21 protein-coding genes and 1 pseudogene are annotated in these 19,567 nt (G+C 35.3%); 12 read left to right on the top strand and 10 right to left on the bottom strand.

Annotated features, from left to right (window positions below; genetic code table 11):
• Positions 1-83: 83 nt before the first annotated feature.
• A pseudogene (locus ACIQLB_RS16380) lies at positions 84-304 on the top strand (hypothetical protein); the annotation flags it as partial.
• 326 nt (positions 305-630) lie between these two features.
• Here the strand turns inward: ACIQLB_RS16380 and ACIQLB_RS16375 are convergent.
• The 3 genes from ACIQLB_RS16375 to ACIQLB_RS16365 all read right to left on the bottom strand — a co-directional run bounded on the left by ACIQLB_RS16375 (position 631) and on the right by ACIQLB_RS16365 (position 3,842).
• Positions 631-2,082: an amino acid permease gene (locus tag ACIQLB_RS16375; protein WP_400727861.1), complete on the bottom strand. Its 1,452-nt coding sequence runs from the start codon at positions 2,080-2,082 to the stop codon at positions 631-633.
• 784 nt (positions 2,083-2,866) lie between these two features.
• Complete coding sequence (locus ACIQLB_RS16370) at positions 2,867-3,202, bottom strand: CHY zinc finger protein (protein WP_400727858.1); 336 nt, start codon at positions 3,200-3,202, stop codon at positions 2,867-2,869.
• A gap of 67 nt (positions 3,203-3,269) precedes the next feature.
• Entirely contained in the window at positions 3,270-3,842 is a 573-nt protein-coding gene (locus ACIQLB_RS16365) for a DinB family protein (protein WP_400727855.1), read from the bottom strand.
• Between the two features lie 115 nt (positions 3,843-3,957).
• On the opposite strand from ACIQLB_RS16365, the gene ACIQLB_RS16360 reads away from it, so the two are divergent.
• On the top strand, positions 3,958-4,455 hold the full coding sequence (locus tag ACIQLB_RS16360; protein WP_400727852.1) for a GNAT family N-acetyltransferase: 498 nt from the start codon (positions 3,958-3,960) through the stop codon (positions 4,453-4,455).
• 127 nt (positions 4,456-4,582) lie between these two features.
• On the opposite strand, the gene ACIQLB_RS16355 is transcribed toward ACIQLB_RS16360, so the two are convergent.
• From ACIQLB_RS16355 to ACIQLB_RS16345, 3 genes are all read right to left on the bottom strand, one after another.
• Positions 4,583-4,867, bottom strand: coding sequence for a hypothetical protein (locus ACIQLB_RS16355; protein ID WP_400727849.1), 285 nt, complete (start codon positions 4,865-4,867; stop codon positions 4,583-4,585).
• 135 nt (positions 4,868-5,002) lie between these two features.
• Positions 5,003-5,224: a hypothetical protein gene (locus ACIQLB_RS16350; protein ID WP_400727846.1), complete on the bottom strand. Its 222-nt coding sequence runs from the start codon at positions 5,222-5,224 to the stop codon at positions 5,003-5,005.
• A 145-nt stretch (positions 5,225-5,369) separates the two neighbouring features.
• Positions 5,370-5,543, bottom strand: a complete 174-nt coding sequence (locus tag ACIQLB_RS16345; protein ID WP_400727843.1) for a YvrJ family protein — start codon at positions 5,541-5,543, stop codon at positions 5,370-5,372.
• A gap of 355 nt (positions 5,544-5,898) precedes the next feature.
• On the opposite strand from ACIQLB_RS16345, the gene ACIQLB_RS16340 reads away from it, so the two are divergent.
• Entirely contained in the window at positions 5,899-6,492 is a 594-nt protein-coding gene (locus ACIQLB_RS16340) for a sigma-70 family RNA polymerase sigma factor (protein ID WP_400727840.1), read from the top strand.
• Positions 6,492-6,692 carry a hypothetical protein gene (locus tag ACIQLB_RS16335; protein ID WP_400727837.1) on the top strand — a complete coding sequence of 67 codons (201 nt, stop codon included), beginning with the start codon at positions 6,492-6,494 and terminating at the stop codon, positions 6,690-6,692. The genes ACIQLB_RS16340 and ACIQLB_RS16335 overlap by 1 nt, the downstream gene beginning before the upstream one ends.
• A gap of 169 nt (positions 6,693-6,861) precedes the next feature.
• Here ACIQLB_RS16335 and ACIQLB_RS16330 read toward each other — a convergent pair whose 3' ends face one another.
• Together ACIQLB_RS16330 and ACIQLB_RS16325 are read right to left on the bottom strand one after the other, a co-directional pair.
• The gene (locus ACIQLB_RS16330) at positions 6,862-7,761 is read right to left on the bottom strand and encodes a 3-hydroxyacyl-CoA dehydrogenase (protein ID WP_400727834.1); all 900 of its coding nucleotides are present in this window, start codon (positions 7,759-7,761) and stop codon (positions 6,862-6,864) included.
• Positions 7,762-7,988: 227 nt separating this feature from the next.
• Entirely contained in the window at positions 7,989-8,645 is a 657-nt protein-coding gene (locus ACIQLB_RS16325) for a hypothetical protein (RefSeq protein WP_400727831.1), read from the bottom strand.
• Between the two features lie 467 nt (positions 8,646-9,112).
• On the opposite strand from ACIQLB_RS16325, the gene ACIQLB_RS16320 reads away from it, so the two are divergent.
• A complete protein-coding gene (locus tag ACIQLB_RS16320; RefSeq protein WP_400727828.1) occupies positions 9,113-10,141 on the top strand; it encodes an S-layer homology domain-containing protein in 1,029 nt (342 codons plus the stop codon).
• 38 nt (positions 10,142-10,179) lie between these two features.
• Here ACIQLB_RS16320 and ACIQLB_RS16315 read toward each other — a convergent pair whose 3' ends face one another.
• Complete coding sequence (locus ACIQLB_RS16315; RefSeq protein WP_400727918.1) at positions 10,180-10,866, bottom strand: ZIP family metal transporter; 687 nt, start codon at positions 10,864-10,866, stop codon at positions 10,180-10,182.
• A gap of 293 nt (positions 10,867-11,159) precedes the next feature.
• Between ACIQLB_RS16315 and ACIQLB_RS16310 the strand changes: the two genes are divergently transcribed.
• Entirely contained in the window at positions 11,160-12,848 is a 1,689-nt protein-coding gene (locus ACIQLB_RS16310) for an FAD-binding protein (RefSeq protein WP_400727822.1), read from the top strand.
• A 333-nt stretch (positions 12,849-13,181) separates the two neighbouring features.
• Here ACIQLB_RS16310 and ACIQLB_RS16305 read toward each other — a convergent pair whose 3' ends face one another.
• Positions 13,182-13,889 (bottom strand): NUMOD4 domain-containing protein, encoded by a 708-nt coding sequence (locus tag ACIQLB_RS16305; protein WP_400727819.1) that lies wholly within the window; start codon positions 13,887-13,889, stop codon positions 13,182-13,184.
• Positions 13,890-14,215: 326 nt separating this feature from the next.
• Between ACIQLB_RS16305 and ACIQLB_RS16300 the strand changes: the two genes are divergently transcribed.
• The 6 genes from ACIQLB_RS16300 (at position 14,216) to ACIQLB_RS16275 (ending at position 19,314) form a co-directional block, all read left to right on the top strand.
• The gene (locus ACIQLB_RS16300; protein ID WP_400727816.1) at positions 14,216-14,659 is read left to right on the top strand and encodes an SACOL1771 family peroxiredoxin; all 444 of its coding nucleotides are present in this window, start codon (positions 14,216-14,218) and stop codon (positions 14,657-14,659) included.
• 177 nt (positions 14,660-14,836) lie between these two features.
• Complete coding sequence (locus ACIQLB_RS16295; protein ID WP_400727814.1) at positions 14,837-15,472, top strand: sugar transferase; 636 nt, start codon at positions 14,837-14,839, stop codon at positions 15,470-15,472.
• Positions 15,473-15,638: 166 nt separating this feature from the next.
• The gene (locus ACIQLB_RS16290) at positions 15,639-15,896 is read left to right on the top strand and encodes a glycosyltransferase (protein ID WP_400727915.1); all 258 of its coding nucleotides are present in this window, start codon (positions 15,639-15,641) and stop codon (positions 15,894-15,896) included.
• A 1-nt stretch (position 15,897) separates the two neighbouring features.
• Positions 15,898-17,571 carry a GNAT family N-acetyltransferase gene (locus tag ACIQLB_RS16285; RefSeq protein ID WP_400727811.1) on the top strand — a complete coding sequence of 558 codons (1,674 nt, stop codon included), beginning with the start codon at positions 15,898-15,900 and terminating at the stop codon, positions 17,569-17,571.
• Positions 17,552-18,298: a hypothetical protein gene (locus tag ACIQLB_RS16280; protein WP_400727808.1), complete on the top strand. Its 747-nt coding sequence runs from the start codon at positions 17,552-17,554 to the stop codon at positions 18,296-18,298. Before ACIQLB_RS16285 ends, ACIQLB_RS16280 begins: the two co-directional genes overlap by 20 nt.
• Positions 18,286-19,314, top strand: coding sequence for a polysaccharide deacetylase family protein (locus ACIQLB_RS16275; protein WP_400727805.1), 1,029 nt, complete (start codon positions 18,286-18,288; stop codon positions 19,312-19,314). The genes ACIQLB_RS16280 and ACIQLB_RS16275 overlap by 13 nt, the downstream gene beginning before the upstream one ends.
• Positions 19,315-19,567: the final 253 nt, after the last annotated feature.

Raw genomic sequence — 19,567 nt, 5'->3', positions numbered from 1 at the left:
GGGATAAGGATGTCCATAGCAGCGTTAAAACAGGTAGTCTTTGCTAGTTAGGGGGAGAGGAGAGTTTACCAAAATGAAGGGAAAAACATGTAACAGTTAACGAGCGACAGAAACAACGTATAAAAAAAGGAATTGATCATGTTCAGCACGACTTGGTAAAAACTCGGAATTTGAAAATCAAGTTGAGCAAGTGCTTATTTCATCGTGTCAAAAATCTAATTATAAAACAGTAGAAATATTAAAAGACCTCTCTATTTTTAAGAGGTCAAAGAAAAGGCTAACTTTCATTTTCTTTATCCAATAAATTTATTATTTCGTCATTTTGTGCTTTTAGTTGCTCCAATAGCTCTGTTTGTTTCTTTGAGTTTTTGTAAGAACTACTAAGCAAATCATAAATAAAACCCAATGCAATGAAAAGTAAAATGACAAAAAGAATCGGTATCCCTCCTTATTATCAATTTATACGACTCTTCTATCAGAAAAATACATTATTAAATCTTTACCCCAAAAAAACAATAATATTTGAGAAAACTGCCTTCCATAAAAAAACCTCCAAGTTTGATAGGATTTTATATCCGTTTTCAAACTTGAAGGTTTTTTATTTTTTAGTTACATCAGTCAAACAAAAAGCTAGTGAGTTTTTTGATAAGTAATTTCTTCTTTTTCTTCCTCAAGCTCATTTGTCATTGTAATGCTTCTTGCTCCGTTCACTTTTTTCCAAACAAAATAGCAGATAGAAATGAAGATAAGCCATGGGAAGCCAATGACCAATGTTGCCTTAAAATCTGGTGAGAACCATGTTGATAATACAACAGAAGCTAACAGAACGGCACCTAGGATTGTTAAATATGGATACCCAATCATCCGTACAGGCAGTTTTTCGCCATCTGGTGCCTTATATTTTTTACGGAAAAAAAGATGTGTAATAAAAATCATGAACCATGCGAACATAGCGCCAAAGCTTGATATAGAAATCATTAGTGACAAAGCTGATTCAGGCTTGAAAATCGAAAAAGCAGTGGCGATGACAATACCGATAATCGATGCAAACAATGCCTTTGTTGGTACTTGTCTTCTGTTCAGCTCACCTAGTTTCTTTGGTGCAAAGCTACCACGTGAAAGCGAGAACATCATGCGTGTTGAGATGTAAAGCTGACTATTCATAGCTGAAAGTGCGGCGATTAAGACGACAAAGTTCATCACGGATGCTGCGCCTGGAATATTTAAAAATTCCATTACTTTCACGAATGGGCTCTTGTCTGTACCAGCCATTCCCCAAGGAACGATCATTAGCATCAGTGCAAGCGTAAGAATATAGAATAAAATCAGACGCAAAACAGCTGATTTTAATGCAATTGGAATAGCTTTCTTTGGTTCCTCAGCCTCTCCGGCACTAACTGCAATCATCTCAATGCTTAAATAACTAAATAGAGAAACAAAGATCCCCATCCACATACCTCCGAAGCCATGCGGGAAAAAGCCGCCATCATTGACATAGTTTTGGATGCCAATATTTGAAGAGGCATCTGCACCGAAAATTATGAAAGTAGCTAAAATGATAAAGCCGACAATCGCAACGATTTTAACAACGGAGAACCAATATTCTACTGCGCCAAATAATTTAACCGTGGTAGCGTTTACATAAAGCAGTACAGCAGCAAACAATACAATCCAAACTACATTTGGGACGCTTGGGAACCAGTAGTTCATATAAAGTGCAACGGCCGTAACCTCTGTACCAATCGAACATATTAACCCAAACCAATAAGAATATCGGATGGTGAAGCCTGCCCATGAATTTACGTATTTTTCAGCATAAGCACCGAAGGATCCAGATGTAGGATGAGCGACCGTCATTTCAGCGAGACAGCCCATCAATAATAGCGCAATAACAGCACCTATTACGTAACTCAAAATAACGCTTGGACCAGCAATACCAATTGCTAAACTACTTCCTAAAAATAAACCAGTTCCGATTGCTCCTCCAATGGCAATCATCGTAATTTGCTTCGTTTTTAACCCCTTATTTAGGCCTTTTTCCCGCTCCATAATGTCTTCCATACTATGATTGTTATTAACCATTCTCCCAGCCCCTTTGTGTAGATATTACCTTTCATAGATCAACTTCTTTCTATCATTCCTATAAATCTTGTGAATATAAGCATATACTAAAATAAAAATGACACTGTGTCAATAATAATTGTCGGAATTTGCTGACAATTGTTATTTTTTTCTGTTTTAAGTAGGTTATTCGTTTTGTGAGAATTACTTGTTCTGAAGGTTTAACCACTGATATTAAGGAGATTTCTTATTATTTTATCTGATAAAATTTATTTATATTGATAATTGATAGACTATCAATTATTTGGAAATGGAATTAGAGATAGATGTTCGTTGAGACTAACAAATTACCACTATAAAGAGAAAAAGCCTTGAAGGTAAACTTCAAAGGCTAAGTAGGGTTTTCCATGAATTTCGTTTCTGTGAATGCATTATTTTATTTGTAATCCAAAGTGTCACTAGCACAATAACCGCTGCAATACCATGGCGTACAAATGGTGATAATTCTATGGATTTACTGGTCAGGTTTTGAAGTTGATATAAAAAATATATGATTCCTTGTTCTGAAATCACAAGAGATAATACAGTTATGATAAAAAAGAATATTACTTTTATTATCTTCATTTTCTAACTTTTTTAGATTTATGAAATATTTTATAATCAATAATTTTTTAGAAGAAAGTAAACACTACTAAACCGTAACTCTTTGTAAAATTCTATAACTCCTTGGAATGAGGTAGGGAGAAGGTCCCCTGTGGAAAACATTTTACTGAGAATTGTATCAGATGTTGAAAGCAATAAGTATTTAAGTACATGTAGGATTATTATTATCCGCCTCAAAGTATATGTGAAAATGCTTACTGCAATTTGGATTAAAAAGAGTATTACAATGCTTACAGTTTGTGCTATTCATATATTCATGAATCGTTAATTCCTTTTGACATACGCCACAAAATATTGCCTTTTCATCAAAATCCTCTTTCTCCCATGGCTGAATTTTATGATTTGCATTTTCTTCATGACATTTATAGCAAGGATAATACGCTCCACAACATTTAAATTTAATTGAAATAGTATCTTGCTTATTAGAATAGTGTTTACATCTTCCTTGATCATCAATAACATTTCCTAGGATCTTCATATTTCAAACCTCTTTTCATAAAATAAAATCTACTTAAATGGATCATAGTTTTTTCATTTCACAATGCTTAGATTAAAACTTCGCTAGATGCAATCAATCGATTAGATTGCTCCTCCATCATTCTAAAATGATGCTTTTCATGGATGGCAAGTAGCTGGATAGATTGAATAAGGTTAGGATAGTGAGCGATAGGATCTGGGAAGACAATATGCCCGGCAATATCCTCCTCAATATTTTTTACTAGTTCTTGCATTGCGCTCGTTTCGTTCACTAGTAATTGTTCGATTTCGTCACTACTCAGCGTAAAACGTATTTTTGAGGGAGGCACTAATATTCCTGGAGCTCGCATGCCTCGTCCTTTTTTATTTTTATATTCCTCGTAAATATCATGTATTTCAATGGCGAATGGTTTGTTTCTTCGCACTTTCGCGTAAGGCGTCAGTAGTAAGGAAAACTTTGTTGCTGTTTTAAGCATTTTTAGGATTAGATAAAGGTGATAGAAGTGTTCGCCGATAGACCACTTTCCTTCTTTTTCACGATGCCATAGTTGTTCCTGCGAGAGTGACTGAATACAAGGTAGGTAGTGAAATCGCTGCTCCTGTAATGTATGAAAATGATGCGCCATACTGTTAGATTTCATATTTTAGATTCTCCTTTATGCTGTTATTACCATTTTAGGAAACTTTGTGATGAAAGTACATGAAACATTATTTATAATTGACGATAAAAATGAAAAGTATGTAGGAGGGGAACGAATGAATAGTAGACTTTTAACAGCTGCAGATGCTGAAGCCTATCGGAATTTAAGATTAGAAGGGCTACAAAATAATCCCGAGGCATTTGGTTCTAGCTTTGAGGAGGCGAAGGATTATCCGATCGAGCATTTTGCCGACAGATTAGAATCACAGGGTTCTTATACGCTAGGGGTATTTGATCATGAAGAATTAGTGGGCGTTGCTACGTTAGTGCAGGAAAGTAAGCTTAAGTTAAAACATAAAGCGAGTATCTTTGCTGTTTATGTTTCATCAGATAAGCGAGGGCTTGGCATTGGTAAACGTTTAATGGTTGATGCAATTAATAAGGCGAGGGAGTTAAAGGGAGTTGAACAGCTTACTTTAACGGTTGTGTCAACGAATGCTTCAGCAAAAAGACTGTATTCTTCTTTAGGGTTTGAGGTTTTTGGAACGGAGAAGAAGGCGATGAAAATAGGTCAGGAATATTTTGATGAGGATTATATGGTTTTGTTCTTGTAACTTATTTCGATGGACGTTTGAACATCCACTGAAATAAGTTAAGCCTTCGGACGTAATTATGCCGAGGCATAACATAATTGATTAATAAAAACTCCAATAGCTTTTTAGCCTTTGGAGTTTGTTGTTTTTATGGCGATCCCCAATGAAATAATGAAATTAAAGCAATGATTAAAATAATTACAGCAATCATAAAGGTGACGTAGCTACTAGCGTTACCCGTTTTATTTTTCAGTAGCTTTAAGCTCAGTACTATATTGATGATTGATAATGGGAATACTAGCCAAAATCCTAAATTTCCTAAGTGTTCAATTTGAATTGGTGATTGATTGTAAAAATAATTATAGGTGATACCTAAAACAAGTAAAATTGCCAGCACAATATTGGTCGTTGCAATTTTATTGTTGCTAATCATAATTGCCTCCAATCGATCCTTTTATTGATGTATAGTATGCTTGAAATAAAAATCTGATAAAGAATTAAGCTTCCCGGATTTGATACCATTATCCACGGTTAGTTTGAATATTCAGTGAATTTTGTGGATAAATCTTTAGTTTCTAGGACCTATTCTTCCACCTTTCGTTAACCAACTCCAACATATCTCGAAAAACTTCGCCTTTTCTTGTAATAAATAAGGAAAACCAATAAACAACCAATACAAAAAAGCAAGAACCAACACACCAGCTAATATACTGTTCACCTGTGTAGCAATAAAAATACTAAGGAACATAATAAGAAAATATAGTACAGCAATTCTCTTGTAGGCTATCATAAATCTCCCCTCCTATTAATTACAATCATACAAAAAAGATAAACTTTTTAGCAATAAATTACATCCAGGTTACAATGAAATTTAACTTTTTTCAGCGGGTGTAAAATAATTGGATTTCTCTTGCTTTACAGTAACAACATATGGATCACCCTCCTTTTTTGTATTTCTGATATTTTATCATTTCAGATAACTCCATGATGATAGCTTCTAATTTATCTATTTTCCTTTCAAATCGAATGAACAGATAGACTGTTATAGCAATTGGGAACCCAAAATTTCCTATTAAGCTTATCCACATTGGCACATTTTCCAGTGTCATGATGTAAATCACACTCCTTCTTACTCCAAAATAGTATATAAGGTGCTCCTCAGATTCGAATCGGGGATCAATTTGCCTTGGCTATATACTGTAATATGAAAAGAGAATTCACCCTTAGGAAAAACAACCTTACAGTTAAAAATATTGTTTTGTAATGGTTTCGTTACTAAAAAGCAGGAAAAACCGCTGTTTTATTCGTCCATTTAATACCAATAAAGCTAAGTTAAATCACCTTTTTGTATATAAAGGTGATTTTTTATTTCTAAACAAGAACATCTGTTCTTGTTTTGGTTTATAATATAGATACTTCATTCACTTTATATAGAAAGAGGGCGGATATAGGAGGGATTATTAAATGGAGAAAGATAATCAAAAAATAGAGGAATTCTTCTATAGAAATAATGAGCAGGTTAACAATCCAATTATAAAAAGCTTTTTGTCGGATTCCCAAAATCTTTATTTGGTGCAAAAAGCAATTTTATATCCAACTGATATTAATAAGAAACTCGTGGATGAATCTTTTCAATCTCACTATAAAAATGTTAGGAAGACTAAATACGTCAGTAATTTAATTTATTTTTTTAGCTTAGATTTTGATAAAAAAAGAAGACGGCTGCAAAATCGCTCTTTATTAATATTAGATAAGGGCTTATCAGAAAAGGATGGCAAGACTGCAAAAGAGCTCATAGAAGATGCAAGCAATGAAATGGAGCTTGATAATATGGTTGGGGAAGGGTTATTGGACAACATTGAAGATGAACAGCTTTTAAAGTCCCTACAAAAACTAACGGTTAAACAGCTTCAAATTTTAGAGATGATTTATGTAAAAGAGTTTTCTATAAAAGAAATCGCTCAAACACTACACACAACATCCCAAAATATATCAAACCTTCACAGGAAGGCTTTAAATAAACTCAATAATACACTCAAAAAAAGGGGGAATGACTAATGGCAAATTTCGAAAATCAACATAACGAAGAAACTCTAATAATTATAGAGAATTTCATACCTAAAATTAAACATTGTTTACACAATACAGATTATCAAGAAAGGGAAGACTTGGAACAAGAAATTAAACTAAAAATTATAGAAAAGCTTGCAACAGTAAAGTTTCAGGATGCACCTAGTTTTTGGGACTTTTTCTCGTGAACTGTATACCTGGGTGGCTCGAGTTGGAAACCTAATCATTTTCACGTCATACCCGATCAGATTGAGTAACTACCCGATCACTTCAAATTGCAACCTAATGTCGACACCTTGAAAAAATAAAAAACGATGCACATAGTGAAGACACTATGTACATCGTTTTATTGATTAATTAGCCTTTTAGGAAATCAGGCTTTGCGAAATTTGGGTTTGGATATTTATAGAAGCCTTCGCCTGTTGCGCGGCCTAGTTTGCCTTTTTCGATATACTCTGTTTGTAAGAGGTTGGCTAGTTTATTCAAGTTTTCATCACCAGTAGCAGCGGCTTTTGCCTCTACAATGTTGAAAGCAGTATTAATACCGACAATGTCAAGGATGGCGAATGGGCCTAGTGGTGCGCCTGTGCCGATCATCCATGTTTTGTCGATCGTTTCTGGGTCTGCTACTTCCTTTACTAATAGTGATTCAGCAGCATCTAAAAATGGAACTAATAATGAATTTAAAATGTAGCCTGGTTGTTCTTTATATAATGGCAGTGGAACCATGCCGATTGCACGTGCAAATTCTACGACTTCATCGAACACTTTCATATCAGTGCCTGGGTGTTTCATAATTTCGGCTGTGTTGTTTTTCCAAATCGTATTTGCAAAGTGAAGCGCTATAAATTTCTCTGGACGACCAGTTGCTTCTGCAAATTGGCTTGGCAATAACGTTGATGAGTTTGTAGCAAAGATTGTTTTAGCAGGGGCAACTTTGCCAAGATTTGTGTAAAATTCTGTTTTAATTTTAACAACTTCAGGAATCGCCTCAATCACAAGATCAGCATTTGCAACCGCTTCTGATAAATCACTTTTAAATGATAAACGTGCATATGCAGCATCAACTTCTTCTTGAGTCGCGCCTAAATCTTGTTGGTATAACGGTTTTAAATTTGTGATACGATCTTGTGCATTTGTTAATGCCTCATCATTAATATCGTATACCGTTACGTTAAATCCTTTAAAAGCTGATTGATAAGCAATTTGACTACCTAGAACACCGCTACCTGCAACCGTAATATTTTGATAATTCATCCTAAATTCCTCCTTTGAAATTATTACATTAATATAATTGTTTGGATATGTAATGCATCCCTTATTACAACTCCATACTACTTCTTTCGATATTAGAAAATCAAATGAAAGCCTCAATTATTATAATGATATAAAGAGTTCTGCACTGAATTCAATTTCTCCAAAAGCATAACTTCATTCAAGTATGGACGTATAACATAAAAAAACGTCACCCGAGAGAGTGACATTTAATTTTCAATGGCTGTTAATGCTTTATCCATTTGGCGTTCATTATATTTTATTGCATTACTATTAGTGGATTCGAGTCCCTTAAAAGTATAAGTAGAATTTTGATAAAACCCAAAGACAAAATCGTTGATAGGTGTTTCTTCTTCTCCATAGTATCTATTCACTACATATGCCTTAAAAATATTTCCTAACATATATTCATCATTTTGTACGTCTGCTAAATATTTTTTATTTTTATATTCGGCTATGATGTAATCCTCGAATTCTTTGATTTCAGCCTTTGTAGCTGGATACTTTTTAGCGAAGGCTTCAATTGTATCAAACTTTTTAGGAGAAGGGCTATCAAGAGAAGCAACCACTTTTACTTTCTCCTGCCAAGTTACGTCTTCTGTTGACTCAACTTTAGCGACCGGTTTTTCTTCATGTGTAATATCCACATCTGCTTTATTTGATTTATCTTTAGGTGAAATATCCCAATAGCCTATCATGCAAAAAATCATAATGAGAATGGGGATCGCAGTTAATTTTAGCATTTTTAGTGCTTTAATTCGATCCATCTTTATGAAATTGAACACTGCCAGAAGAAGAAAAATAACTGCCATTACTATACTGAATAGAGTTATAAGGACGAATATATTTACAAGTGTATTTACCAAGTACTGAAACTCCTTTCTTTAGATAGAAATCTTCTATATATCAAATATATTAATATATAGAACTACAATCGGCATTGAATTTTTTTCCGCACAAAGAAAATCCCTTGATTATTTCAACTTAAAGAGCATGAATTGGTGTTGGCTACTATCTACTTTATACCTACTAAAGAAAAAACAAATTTACTATTTTTTCGACATAAATAAAAAGAGGTATAAAGCATATGTATAATACGAAATTTATACAAAATAAGAGATAATCGTACATTTCGTTGAATTTATTGAAAAAACAACCTAATACATTGTAGAAATTATGTAATATACTTCCTGATTTTCTATGAGGATTTAGTAATTTTTTACGTTGTGAAAAATAGGACTTTTTTATAATTTTGAATAACTTCCATATTTTTATAGATTTACTAACGGTTATTTTAGTACACTAAATTTATGAATTGAAAGGGGCAAGTATAATGAAAAAGACACTTTTAGCTAGCGCACTTAGTATTGCATGTTTTACAGGAGGTTTTGGGTTACAAGCAAATGCACAAGAAAATATAGAACTTGATAGATTTATCCATCCAAAACAGGTAGTTGCAGCGACTGATCAAGTGAAATTAATGACCTACCAAGATGTTTACAAATCGTTTTTACTTGCTAAGTTAGCATATGAAGATAAAGATATGACATTAGTAACAACAAAAGATAGTATTACAGTAAAGATAACCTTAAAAGGACTAATGCAATTTTCTGAAGTGAGTGCACAGGACCAAAAAGAATTTAAAGAGCTTTTCGGTGACGCTATGCAAATAAAATTTATGCCATCTGGAAATTCATTCAAAGCAGAGGTTTTTTCTGAAGGAAAATGGAGATCTTTTAGTAATAAAGATATGAATTCTTTTATAGCAGGACTTAGCGAAGAAGCTGTAGACTTAAAACCAGGTGGTTACTTCACTGATACTATCGGGCATTGGGCTGAGAGCTATATCCAATTCCTTTTCCAAGGTGACATTATAAATGGTACATCTGCTACAACATTTAATCCAAATGGACAAGTAACACGCGGACAATTAGTTTCTATGATTTTCCGTGCTTCTGGTTTAGATGTAAATGAAGATTATGAAGGTCCTGCTACATATAAAGATTTAGCAAATTTCCCGGGTGCAAAGGAAGTAGCAATTTTAGAGGAATATGGCTTAATCGATATTTTTGATGGTGTTAATTTTGAGCCAAATAAACCTATTACACGTGAGGAAATGGCATATGTAACAGCAAGATACTTAGAAGGAATGAACTTTGATGTAAGTAAGGTTAGCAAAAATAACCCATTTACTGACAAAAACCAAATGCGTCAGGAAACTGTTGAAGCAATCGGATTATTAAAGCAATTGGGTGTTATTGATGGAGCAAACGGTCAATTTAATCCAAAAGGTAATCTTACACGTGCACAGTTCTCTAAAATACTAACACTAACAATATTGTCAGTTCATGACGATAAGTAATTAAAAAAGAAGCAATCCACATTGGGTGGATTGCTTTTTTATTCGACCAGCATATGAAATGCGTGACTTAATAAATAACCTAATAAAATATAGGCTATAAAGGATTTTCGTGATACTGAACGAATATGATGCAAAATAAATTCTGAAATGCTTGCGGTTGCGATTAACCCAATCGATAAGCCCATTAGTACTCCTTGTGCCTTATCAGATAACTCCCAATATTGGCCGATCTGTATAAAGATACTAAAGAAAATCGAAAAAGCTATAAAATAAACAAAGAGTCTCCATAGCCTTTCTCCTTGCGATAATAATGCTGTTGAAAGGGCAAAGCCTTCTGGAAGATGATGTAGAATAATGGAAGCTGTTATTGCAATACTTAATGTGGCGTTCCCTAGTAGCTGTCCGACAGTAAGACTCATCGGAATAGTGTGGATAATGATAGCGATTGCGAGTAGTGATACAGAGGGATTTTGTGTATGGGAAGCGTGAAATAAACTATTGAGTATTTCAAACATTAAATAGCCCATCAAAATTCCAAGTAAAAGGCCAAATGATTTGTATATTTGAAAAGAAGAAGGAATGACGTCTACTACAAGTAAGCCAACTAAAAATCCACCACATAATAATGATAATCCATGGGTTGTATGCTGAAATAGCTTAGAGAATACCCAAGCTAGGGCCCCTCCTATGCTAGCACTTAAAAAAAGAAAACCACCAAGTATCATTGCACTCAACTGCAAAATTCCTCCACCCTATATATTCTTTAAGCCGTTTTAAAAAATATATGCTAAGTAGAAACGAATATGATAATCGTAAGTTTTAGAAAAAAGTCCATTGTATTAATTACTAAAAAGTAAAAGTTTATTTTATCGATAAATCTATTTTTAGAGGTTTTATGATCGAAATTTGCGGTATGGTTGGAATGAATTGACTGAATATTGGTTAAATTCTATACTTTTTAGTAGTAATACCAGATTCATTGATTTAGTAACTACTAATGAAGGTGAGGAATGTAAGTATGAAATGGGATGCGAGTTATGATGTGGTAGTAGTAGGTTCAGGGGCAGCAGGGTTAACAGCAGGTCTGACAGCAAAGCTACAGGGTATGAAATCATTAGTCATTGAAAAGACAGAGCGTTATGGTGGGGCATCTGCCTTGTCCGGTGGAGCACTATGGATTCCAAATAATCATGTGATTAAAGGTGAGGGTGTTCCTGATACACATAAACTAGCGCGTTTATACTTAGATTCAACTATTGGTGATCGTGTACCAGAGGCTTTAAAGGAAGCTTATATTAAACGAGGACCAGAAATGTTAAAGTTTTTAAATAATCATACTAGGCATATGCGTTTCCAGTATGCTAAAGGTTATTCAGATTATTATCCTGAAAAACCTGGTGGCTTACCTCAAGGACGGTCAATTGAACCGCTTATTTTTGATTTAAAGAAAATGGGCTCATTAGCAGATACGATGCGTCGTTCAACATTGTCTACTAAAGGCTTTACGATGAATAGCTTTGAATTTCATAAGGTAAATATGGTTAGACGTACAACAAAGGGGAAAACAACTGCGTTAAAATTAGGCGTACGATTTGTGAAGTCGAAAGTTACAGGAAGTCTGCCTGTTGCATTAGGGGAAGCACTAATAGCTCGTTTACGGATGTCACTTGCAGAAGCGAATGGAGAGCTGTGGATCTCAACTGCATTTAAAAATTTTATCGTTGAAAATAATCGGGTTACGGGTATCGTTGTTGAACGAGATGGACAGGAAATGCGTATCGAGGCAAAGCGTGGGGTAGTCCTTTCTTCAGGTGGTTTTTCTCATAATCAAGCATATCGTGAAAAATATTTGCCAGCACCAACAAACGCAAAATGGACTTCTACACCAGAAGGACAAACAGGAGATATTATCGAGCCAAGCGTGAAAATAGGGGCGACACTAGATTTAATGGATAAAGTATGGGGGGCACCTTCTGTTATTGATCCACAAGAGCAGCCTTTCTTCCTTGTTGCAGACCGCGGAGTTCCTAATATGTTGGTTGTGGATAGTGCTGGGAAACGTTATTTAAATGAAGCGGCACCTTATCATGAATTTGTAGACAATATGCATATTCACTATCAAAAAACAAACAATGCTATACCTTCTTGGATATTGATCGATGCAACGGCAAAAAGTCGTTACATTTTCACAGGACTATTCCCAGGGCAAGCTTTTCCAAAAAGCTGGTTTGATAACGGCATAGTGAAAAGTGCAAAAACACTTGAAGAGCTTGCAGAGCAAATGAATGTTTCCCCAGAAAACTTAGTGGAAACTGTAAAGCGCTTCAATGCCTTTGCTCGTAATGGTCGTGATGGAGATTTCCACCGAGGAGATAGTGCCTATGATAATTATTATGGAGATCCTACATTGAAGAATCCGAACTTAGCAGAGCTTAATAATGCACCATTTTATGCACTTCGTTTATATCCAGGAGATATCGGGACTAAGGGGGGCTTAGTGGTGGATGAGCATGCTCGTGTTGTGAAGGCAGACGGTACGGCAATTGAAGGGTTGTATGCATCGGGGAATTGTTCAGCCTCTATAATGGGCGAAACCTATCCAGGACCAGGTGCAACATTAGGACCTGGTATGACATTAAGCTATATTGCTACAACGCATATGGAAAATGTAGTAAATAAGGAAGAATCAACCTTACTAAATGTATAAAGAGTATTTTTGAATGGTTTTGCGAGATAGAGTTGAAAGTCAATTAACGAATAATGACAAGCTCATAACATGGATATCTTCAATCACAAGGGAAAAATATTGAACATCTAATTAGCGCCCTAACTTTTGTTTATTAAAAAATCCCCAGCGTCCATGCAACGACGCTGAGGATTCTTATAAATCAATTATGCCTCTGTAAAATTCCGTGACACCTGTAGCTGACGCTTTGCTTTCGCTACAAAAAACATCTGTAGCTGACGCTTTGCTTTCGCTACAAAAAACATCTGTAGCTGACGCTTTGCTTTCGCTACAAAAGACATCTGCGGAAAGAAGTTAAAAGTGTACACCTGGTTTATCAGTTAGCTTGCAGCCTGTACCATATTTCGCTTTTAAGGCACCTTTAAAGTTAGTTTGTTCAAGTTCTGGGTATGCCTGTTTCCAAAGTTCAAATACATTGTGACTTGAAGCAGTACCTTCTTTTGTTAGTCGAACAATATGGAAACCATATTCATCGTTGCATCGAGCTAATGGGCGATTTTCACGCACTGTAATGATTCGACCGCTTGCTGTAACATCATATAAGCCATCGTAACCTGAAATGGCACGTCTTTCTTCATCGAAGTCAGCTGTTTTTTCTGCTTTTTCTTTCTTTGCTTCTTTGACTTCATCTTTTTCTACAGGCTTAGCAGCTTCTTTCATTTCATTTTTCTCTACAGACTCAGCTACTTCTTTGACTTCATTTTTCTCTACAGACTCAGCTACTTCTTTGACTTCATCTTTCTCTACAGATTTAGCCTCTTCTTTATTTAGAGTCTCCACAATGACAAAATCCTTATTAGAAGCTTTGTCGCTCATTGTCGACATCACGTTCATAATAGAACCTACATAGCGCACTGGTTTATCTTTGCCCTCTTCAAATACGAAAATATTATAATCGGTTTTATTCATTTTTTTTATAATAATATTTCCTGTTTTAATAGTAAAACCGATAAATTTGTTCTTTTTAAGTGCTTGTATTGCTTGTTGCTTTGTTAAAATCATTTTTAAAATCTCCTAAAGAATTGTTTTTTCTATTCTACCATAAAATCAGTTTTCCTGTTTTTCTTAAATATTTATTGTTTCATTATTGCCCTGATCCTACTTTATGCTGTGGGAAGAAAGGTGTTTTTTTACTATATAAACATATCAATCTCTTCATTTCAAAATGGTAAAATTAAAGTATTATTTAATTTTGTAAGTACTAATTGTTTTTCATGGTAAATGCCTCATCGCCATAACGTGGGGTTGATTTCCGTTCCGACTGAGTGTCGGGTAGAGAGTAGAACTACTCTAACTCATAACCACATAATAAAAAGGAGGATTTAATTATGGTTCAACATTTATTTAGTGTGAATTTACAATGGTCGGAGGGTAGAAATGGGACGGGGAATATTGTTGCGGACAATCTAAGTACGAAAATTTCTATTCCCCGAGAAATGAATGGACCAGGGATTGGGACAAATCCTGATGAAATGCTGCTTGGAGCAGCAGCAACCTGCTATTTAATTTCACTAGCTACGTTACTTGAAAATTCGAAGATTGCTGTGTTGGATTTGTCTATGCAAGCTGAAGGTTTTGTTGATGTCACGAATGGTATTTTTACTTATGAGAAAATCGTACATAAGCCAAGAATTGTTGTGCAAAATTTATCTGAGCGAGAACAAAAAAGAATCGATCGACTAGCTGAGAAGGCAGAACAAACGTGTATGATTAGTAAGGCATTAAAAGGAAATGTTCAAATTACATGCGATGTGCAAATTGTACAAGGATAAAAAGGAACATGTCCATTAATGGCTGAATATATTATAAAGATAGGAGTTATTCAAAAATGATTTTGAATAACTCCTTTTTTATATTTTTTATAGTGGAATACTTCTTAAAAGTAGTTCTATAAATGTCCCAAATGAATATATAAAATTAAGTGCTAAAAAAATGCAAAGGATGATGTATTGCACGAGCAGTCAGCTCAGACTATTAAATTTTATAGTCAGTACGGAAAAAGAATTTTTGATATTGCGGGGGCACTCCTATTACTTTTCATAACCATTCCTCTTTTGTTGGTAGTATTCCTCATTCTTCTTATCGGCACAGGCCGCCCTGTTTTTTTTAAACAAATCCGTACTGGACAGGATCATCAGCGCTTTGTTATTTGGAAGCTACGGACAATGACCATACAGGCAGTTCCAGTGAATATGCCTACTATGTGTGCAGATGGAATTCCGGATGATTATTTTTTTAAAACTGAACAGGATGTACGAATCACGAAGGTTGGGGCCGTTCTTCGGAAGTTAAGTATTGATGAAATTCCACAGCTCATTAATGTCTTAAAAGGAGATATGAGTATTGTTGGACCACGACCAGAAGTTCCAACCATCACAAATGCTTATAACACTTTACAGGCACGACGTTTAGAAGTAAAGCCAGGTTTAACAGGGCTTGCTCAAATTAACGGCCGCTCTAATATTTCTCACGGACAAAAAATTTCATATGACCTAGAATACGTTGATAATCATTCCTTTTGGATGGATTTTAAAATTATCATCAAAACACTTTACGTAGTGTTAGCGAGAACAGGTGCTTATTAAAAATTAAGGAGTGTTAGGTACTGAAGATCGCTCAGCTTATTACACGTATAGTTAAGATTGACGGAGCGCAAAAGTCTAAAAATGTTGACGATTCATAATGGCAACAACCAGATAGAGAAGCAAGGAGCATCTATTTAAAGAAAATGAGGAGCATCCATTAATTGTGATGGTTGCTCGTTTTGAAGTGCCAAAAAGACAGGATGTATTGCTAGAGGTATTAGCGGAGCTTTCTGATACACCTTGGCGCCTGCAATTGATAGGTGATGGCTCACTTCGTCCTAGTTTAGAAAAATTCGTTGCCGATAAAGGCTTAACGGAGCGTGTCTCATTTTTGGGCAATCAATTAGATGTCACATCGATGTATCAGAAAACTCTATTTGTCTACGAACTGGCTGTAGTAAAGTCGGCTAAGAAAGGTGATTAATTTGCAATTAATTCGCATTCGAACTGATGATGAGCTTATGTGGTACAAGGATATTTGGGATGAAATTTTAGCAGCGGAGGTCAATGATAATCCATTTATAGAATTTGTATGGTTTTATAACTGGTGGCAAATTGTTGGGCGAAGAGAGCGTGTTGAACTCTATGCTGTTGAAGAAAATGGTACGATCATTGCCTTTTTTCCCTTCTTAGTTCGACTTCGATGGGGAGTACGAATTTATGCCTTTGCGGGAGATCATATGGCGAATTATTCAGGTGTTGTAGCGAAAAAAGAATGGCTGTTGCCCGCTACAACCTTTGTGTTTGAGCAGCTCATTGAAAAGTATAAGCATCTACTATTTTCGTTTCACGGATTATTGGAAAGCAAAGACTCTACAAAGGTCATAGAGCAATATTTTGTGGAAAGGCAGTTAAGGCCTAGTATTTTTCGTGTGGTGACTCCGTATCTTGCCTTTCACGAAGTAGATTTTTCTAACTATTTCAATCAACGTAAAAAAATGCATGGTGTGGATAGTAGTGAACGGAAGCTACGTAAATTAGGCTCATTAACGAGGAAAATCCCTTCGCAGGACGAGCTTTGGCAAATGTTTAGATTATTTGATCGACGATGGGCAAAAAAGATGGACACAAGTGATTTTATGAAAGGTAAGAAAAAGGATTTTTTCGAACGGTTAACGCTCCTTAAAGGGGAGGCATTACAAGTAGAGGTAGATGCACTTATTTTTGAAGACCAATGGATTGCCTTCACCTACGGAATTTGCTGTCGTGGACGTTATGTAACTTACGCACTGGCACATGAGCCGACATTTAATATATTTGGGCCTGGTAGATTAGTGAATCAGGAAACGATAAAGAGAACTTATTCTGAAAACTATCACTTGTTCGATATGAGTATTGGCTATGAGTCGTATAAGTTCGATTGGCGCTCTAATATTGATTTTACAAGACGTATGCTCGTAAGCAGTGGAACGAAGCGTGCAAAGCTATTGGCGAGTTGTTTTACACTGAAGGAACGACTAAAGGAATTTTTTAAGGGCAATCATCGTGTTGTTGAATGGAAACGCAATACGCTAGGTCAATTTCGTTACTTAGTAAAGTATGGAAAAGTAAAAGATTGGCTAGAATATGGACAACTATTCGTAGAAAAATTTATTCGTTTTAAGCAAGTGGATTTGTATGAATTATCCCCGTCAGATAGTGTTACACCGCATCGACCTGTAGGAGATTTGTTTGAGGAGTTGTCGATACAGGAGGCAATGCAACTCGATGAGGAAGAGGTTATTTCTTTATTTTATAAGGGATACACCATTTATAAAGATTCTTTTGCAGAAACGAATAAGCCTGCGTTTGCGTTACATGCGATGAACTGGCGTGTAGATGAATTGCAAATTGTTGAAGCATTGCCGAAGCAGACATATTTTTTAACCTATGATGCTTATAAAAATATCGATATTATCACAGCCTTTTTCCAAAAAATGAAACCTGCACAAACACTTTGGGTTACTGCAAGCTTTTGGCAATGGCGAAAGCGTAAACGATTATTGCAGCTAGGCTATAAACGTATTTCTCGAATGAAACATTTTAAATGTGCTCGATATGAGCGAAATCATGTAGAAAAATACACAGAGAGTGGGGGCGATGTTCATTCTGTCCATTAAAAGTAAGCGATGGAATATCGCAATGCAGCATTTTTATTTTGTAGAGAAGCCAGCCAATGTTAGAAAATCAATGAAGGTTGTTGGATATACAAATTCACTTGTACCGAGCCGTAAGCTTGTTAAAAGTGAAACGGTTCATATTCACCTTACAGATAGTGAATCATCATTGTATCTTGCTCTTTCAGAAAGTAATCGAAAAATACTTCGTCGTGCACAAAAAGAGTCCTATCAAGTTTTTATTTATAAAGAACCATCAGATGAAAATTTACGAGCCTTTCATCAGTTTTATAATAACTTCGCAAAAAGGAAAAAACTCGAGCTAATTAGTAAGTCTCAAATGGAAGCTATTACGCTCTTAAAAAATAAAGGAGCACTATGGTTGTCTGAGATTCGCAGTATTTGTGGACAAACCCTATGCTATAGACTTGATATTGTATACGCTAAAAAAGCGATGTCCTATTATGTAGCGACTTGTCATTCACAATCGATGCCAGAGCATTTAAAAAGACCAGTTCGTTATGCAAATCGTTTCTTACTATGGCACAATTTATTGCATTTAAAAGAGCAAGGCTTTGCTTTATATGATATGGGGAAGCTGACAGATGATCAAAATGTTCGTGCATTTAAGCTAGGCTTCGGTGGACAAGTCGTCGATGTATATTCCGGCTACATTACCCAATCAAAAATACGTGCACTGTTACTGGGCGTGCAAAAATGGAGGAAGTAGTAATTGAAGTAAATCGTGGAGGTCTTGTCATATCATTGGATTTTGAGCTAAATTGGGGTGTCCACGATGTATTTAAGTATGGACGATACAATAAAAATTTATATGGCGTACGTGAAGCATTGCCTAAAATACTAGAGTTGTTTGAACAATATGGCATTCATGCGACTTGGGCCACAGTGGGTCTATTGTTTGCAGATACAAAAGCAGAAATGGCTCACTATTTAAGAGGTATCCCAATAAAATATAACAACATGCGCTATGCAGCACATACACAACTTGCAAAAGTAGGAGAGAATGAACAGGAAGACGTCTTACATTTCGGCAAATCCTTAATTGAGAAGATTAAATGTACGCCACATCAAGAAATAGGAAGTCATACGTTTTCACATTTTTACTGTTTAGAAAATGGACAAACAGAAGAAAATTTTCGTGCAGATTTACATGCTACTGCCATGATTTGTGAAGAAAATATCGCACCGATGAAATCGATTGTCTTTCCGCGTAATCAAGTGAACGAAGCATATTTCTCAGCATGTCAGGACGTAGGATTTGTATGTTATCGAGGAAATGAAAAACATCCGTTGTACGTTCCTCAAAAATTCACGAAAAAAGGTCGGCTATTAGGTGCAAAAAAATGGCTGGATACCTATGTTAATGTAACAGGAAATCATCTTGTAACGCTTGAAGAAATGCAAATGGATTCCTTTATTAACATTCGTTCAAGTGCATTTTTAAGACCCTATTGTAGTCCATTACGATTTTTTGAAGGCTTAAAGATCAAACGTATTAAAGAGGGAATGCATGCAGCTGCAAGGTCTAAAGCTTTTTATCATTTATGGTGGCATCCTCATAATTTTGGCAAGAACATTGAAAAAAATTTAGCTATGCTTGAGGAACTTTTACAGTATTATCAGGAATTACGTAATCAATATAATTTTCAAAGCTATACGATGCACGAGGTAGCAGTGCTTTGCAAAACTCTATCCCGCAAAAGCCCAATTGGTGAAGACTATTAATCAGTGGGGTGAACAAAATCCCCCTGATTCAAACATAAAAAGTAGCAAACTAGAAAATTGCCTAGTTTACTACTTTTTGTGTTATAAGGGTAAATGGAGTATGACATTGTTGCTGTGTAATAAAGTTTAACTTCTTTCAGCAAATGTTTTTGGTAGCGAAAGCGAAGCGTCAGCTACAAATGTCTTTTGTAAACGGTACATATCTTTCTTTTAAAGCCACATATGGAGAATTTTTCGGAAATTAAGAGGGAAA

This window comes from Lysinibacillus sp. NPDC092081, assembly GCF_044755845.1.
Taxonomy (GTDB): Bacteria; Bacillota; Bacilli; order Bacillales_A; family Planococcaceae; genus Lysinibacillus.
This window is presented reverse-complemented; position numbering and strand designations above follow the sequence as displayed.

Excerpts from the sequence above, each read along its gene's own strand:
- ACIQLB_RS16375 (WP_400727861.1), bottom strand. The coding sequence starts at position 2,082 with ATGGTTAATAACAATCATAGTATGGAAGACATTATGGAGCGGGAAAAA.
- ACIQLB_RS16370 (WP_400727858.1), bottom strand. The coding sequence starts at position 3,202 with ATGAAGATCCTAGGAAATGTTATTGATGATCAAGGAAGATGTAAACAC.
- ACIQLB_RS16365 (WP_400727855.1), bottom strand. The coding sequence starts at position 3,842 with ATGAAATCTAACAGTATGGCGCATCATTTTCATACATTACAGGAGCAG.
- ACIQLB_RS16360 (WP_400727852.1), top strand. The coding sequence starts at position 3,958 with ATGAATAGTAGACTTTTAACAGCTGCAGATGCTGAAGCCTATCGGAAT.
- ACIQLB_RS16355 (WP_400727849.1), bottom strand. The coding sequence starts at position 4,867 with ATGATTAGCAACAATAAAATTGCAACGACCAATATTGTGCTGGCAATT.
- ACIQLB_RS16350 (WP_400727846.1), bottom strand. The coding sequence starts at position 5,224 with ATGATAGCCTACAAGAGAATTGCTGTACTATATTTTCTTATTATGTTC.
- ACIQLB_RS16345 (WP_400727843.1), bottom strand. The coding sequence starts at position 5,543 with ATGACACTGGAAAATGTGCCAATGTGGATAAGCTTAATAGGAAATTTT.
- ACIQLB_RS16340 (WP_400727840.1), top strand. The coding sequence starts at position 5,899 with ATGGAGAAAGATAATCAAAAAATAGAGGAATTCTTCTATAGAAATAAT.
- ACIQLB_RS16335 (WP_400727837.1), top strand. The coding sequence starts at position 6,492 with ATGGCAAATTTCGAAAATCAACATAACGAAGAAACTCTAATAATTATA.
- ACIQLB_RS16330 (WP_400727834.1), bottom strand. The coding sequence starts at position 7,761 with ATGAATTATCAAAATATTACGGTTGCAGGTAGCGGTGTTCTAGGTAGT.
- ACIQLB_RS16320 (WP_400727828.1), top strand. The coding sequence starts at position 9,113 with ATGAAAAAGACACTTTTAGCTAGCGCACTTAGTATTGCATGTTTTACA.
- ACIQLB_RS16315 (WP_400727918.1), bottom strand. The coding sequence starts at position 10,866 with ATGATACTTGGTGGTTTTCTTTTTTTAAGTGCTAGCATAGGAGGGGCC.
- ACIQLB_RS16310 (WP_400727822.1), top strand. The coding sequence starts at position 11,160 with ATGAAATGGGATGCGAGTTATGATGTGGTAGTAGTAGGTTCAGGGGCA.
- ACIQLB_RS16305 (WP_400727819.1), bottom strand. The coding sequence starts at position 13,889 with ATGATTTTAACAAAGCAACAAGCAATACAAGCACTTAAAAAGAACAAA.
- ACIQLB_RS16300 (WP_400727816.1), top strand. The coding sequence starts at position 14,216 with ATGGTTCAACATTTATTTAGTGTGAATTTACAATGGTCGGAGGGTAGA.
- ACIQLB_RS16290 (WP_400727915.1), top strand. The coding sequence starts at position 15,639 with ATGGTTGCTCGTTTTGAAGTGCCAAAAAGACAGGATGTATTGCTAGAG.
- ACIQLB_RS16280 (WP_400727808.1), top strand. The coding sequence starts at position 17,552 with ATGTTCATTCTGTCCATTAAAAGTAAGCGATGGAATATCGCAATGCAG.
- ACIQLB_RS16275 (WP_400727805.1), top strand. The coding sequence starts at position 18,286 with ATGGAGGAAGTAGTAATTGAAGTAAATCGTGGAGGTCTTGTCATATCA.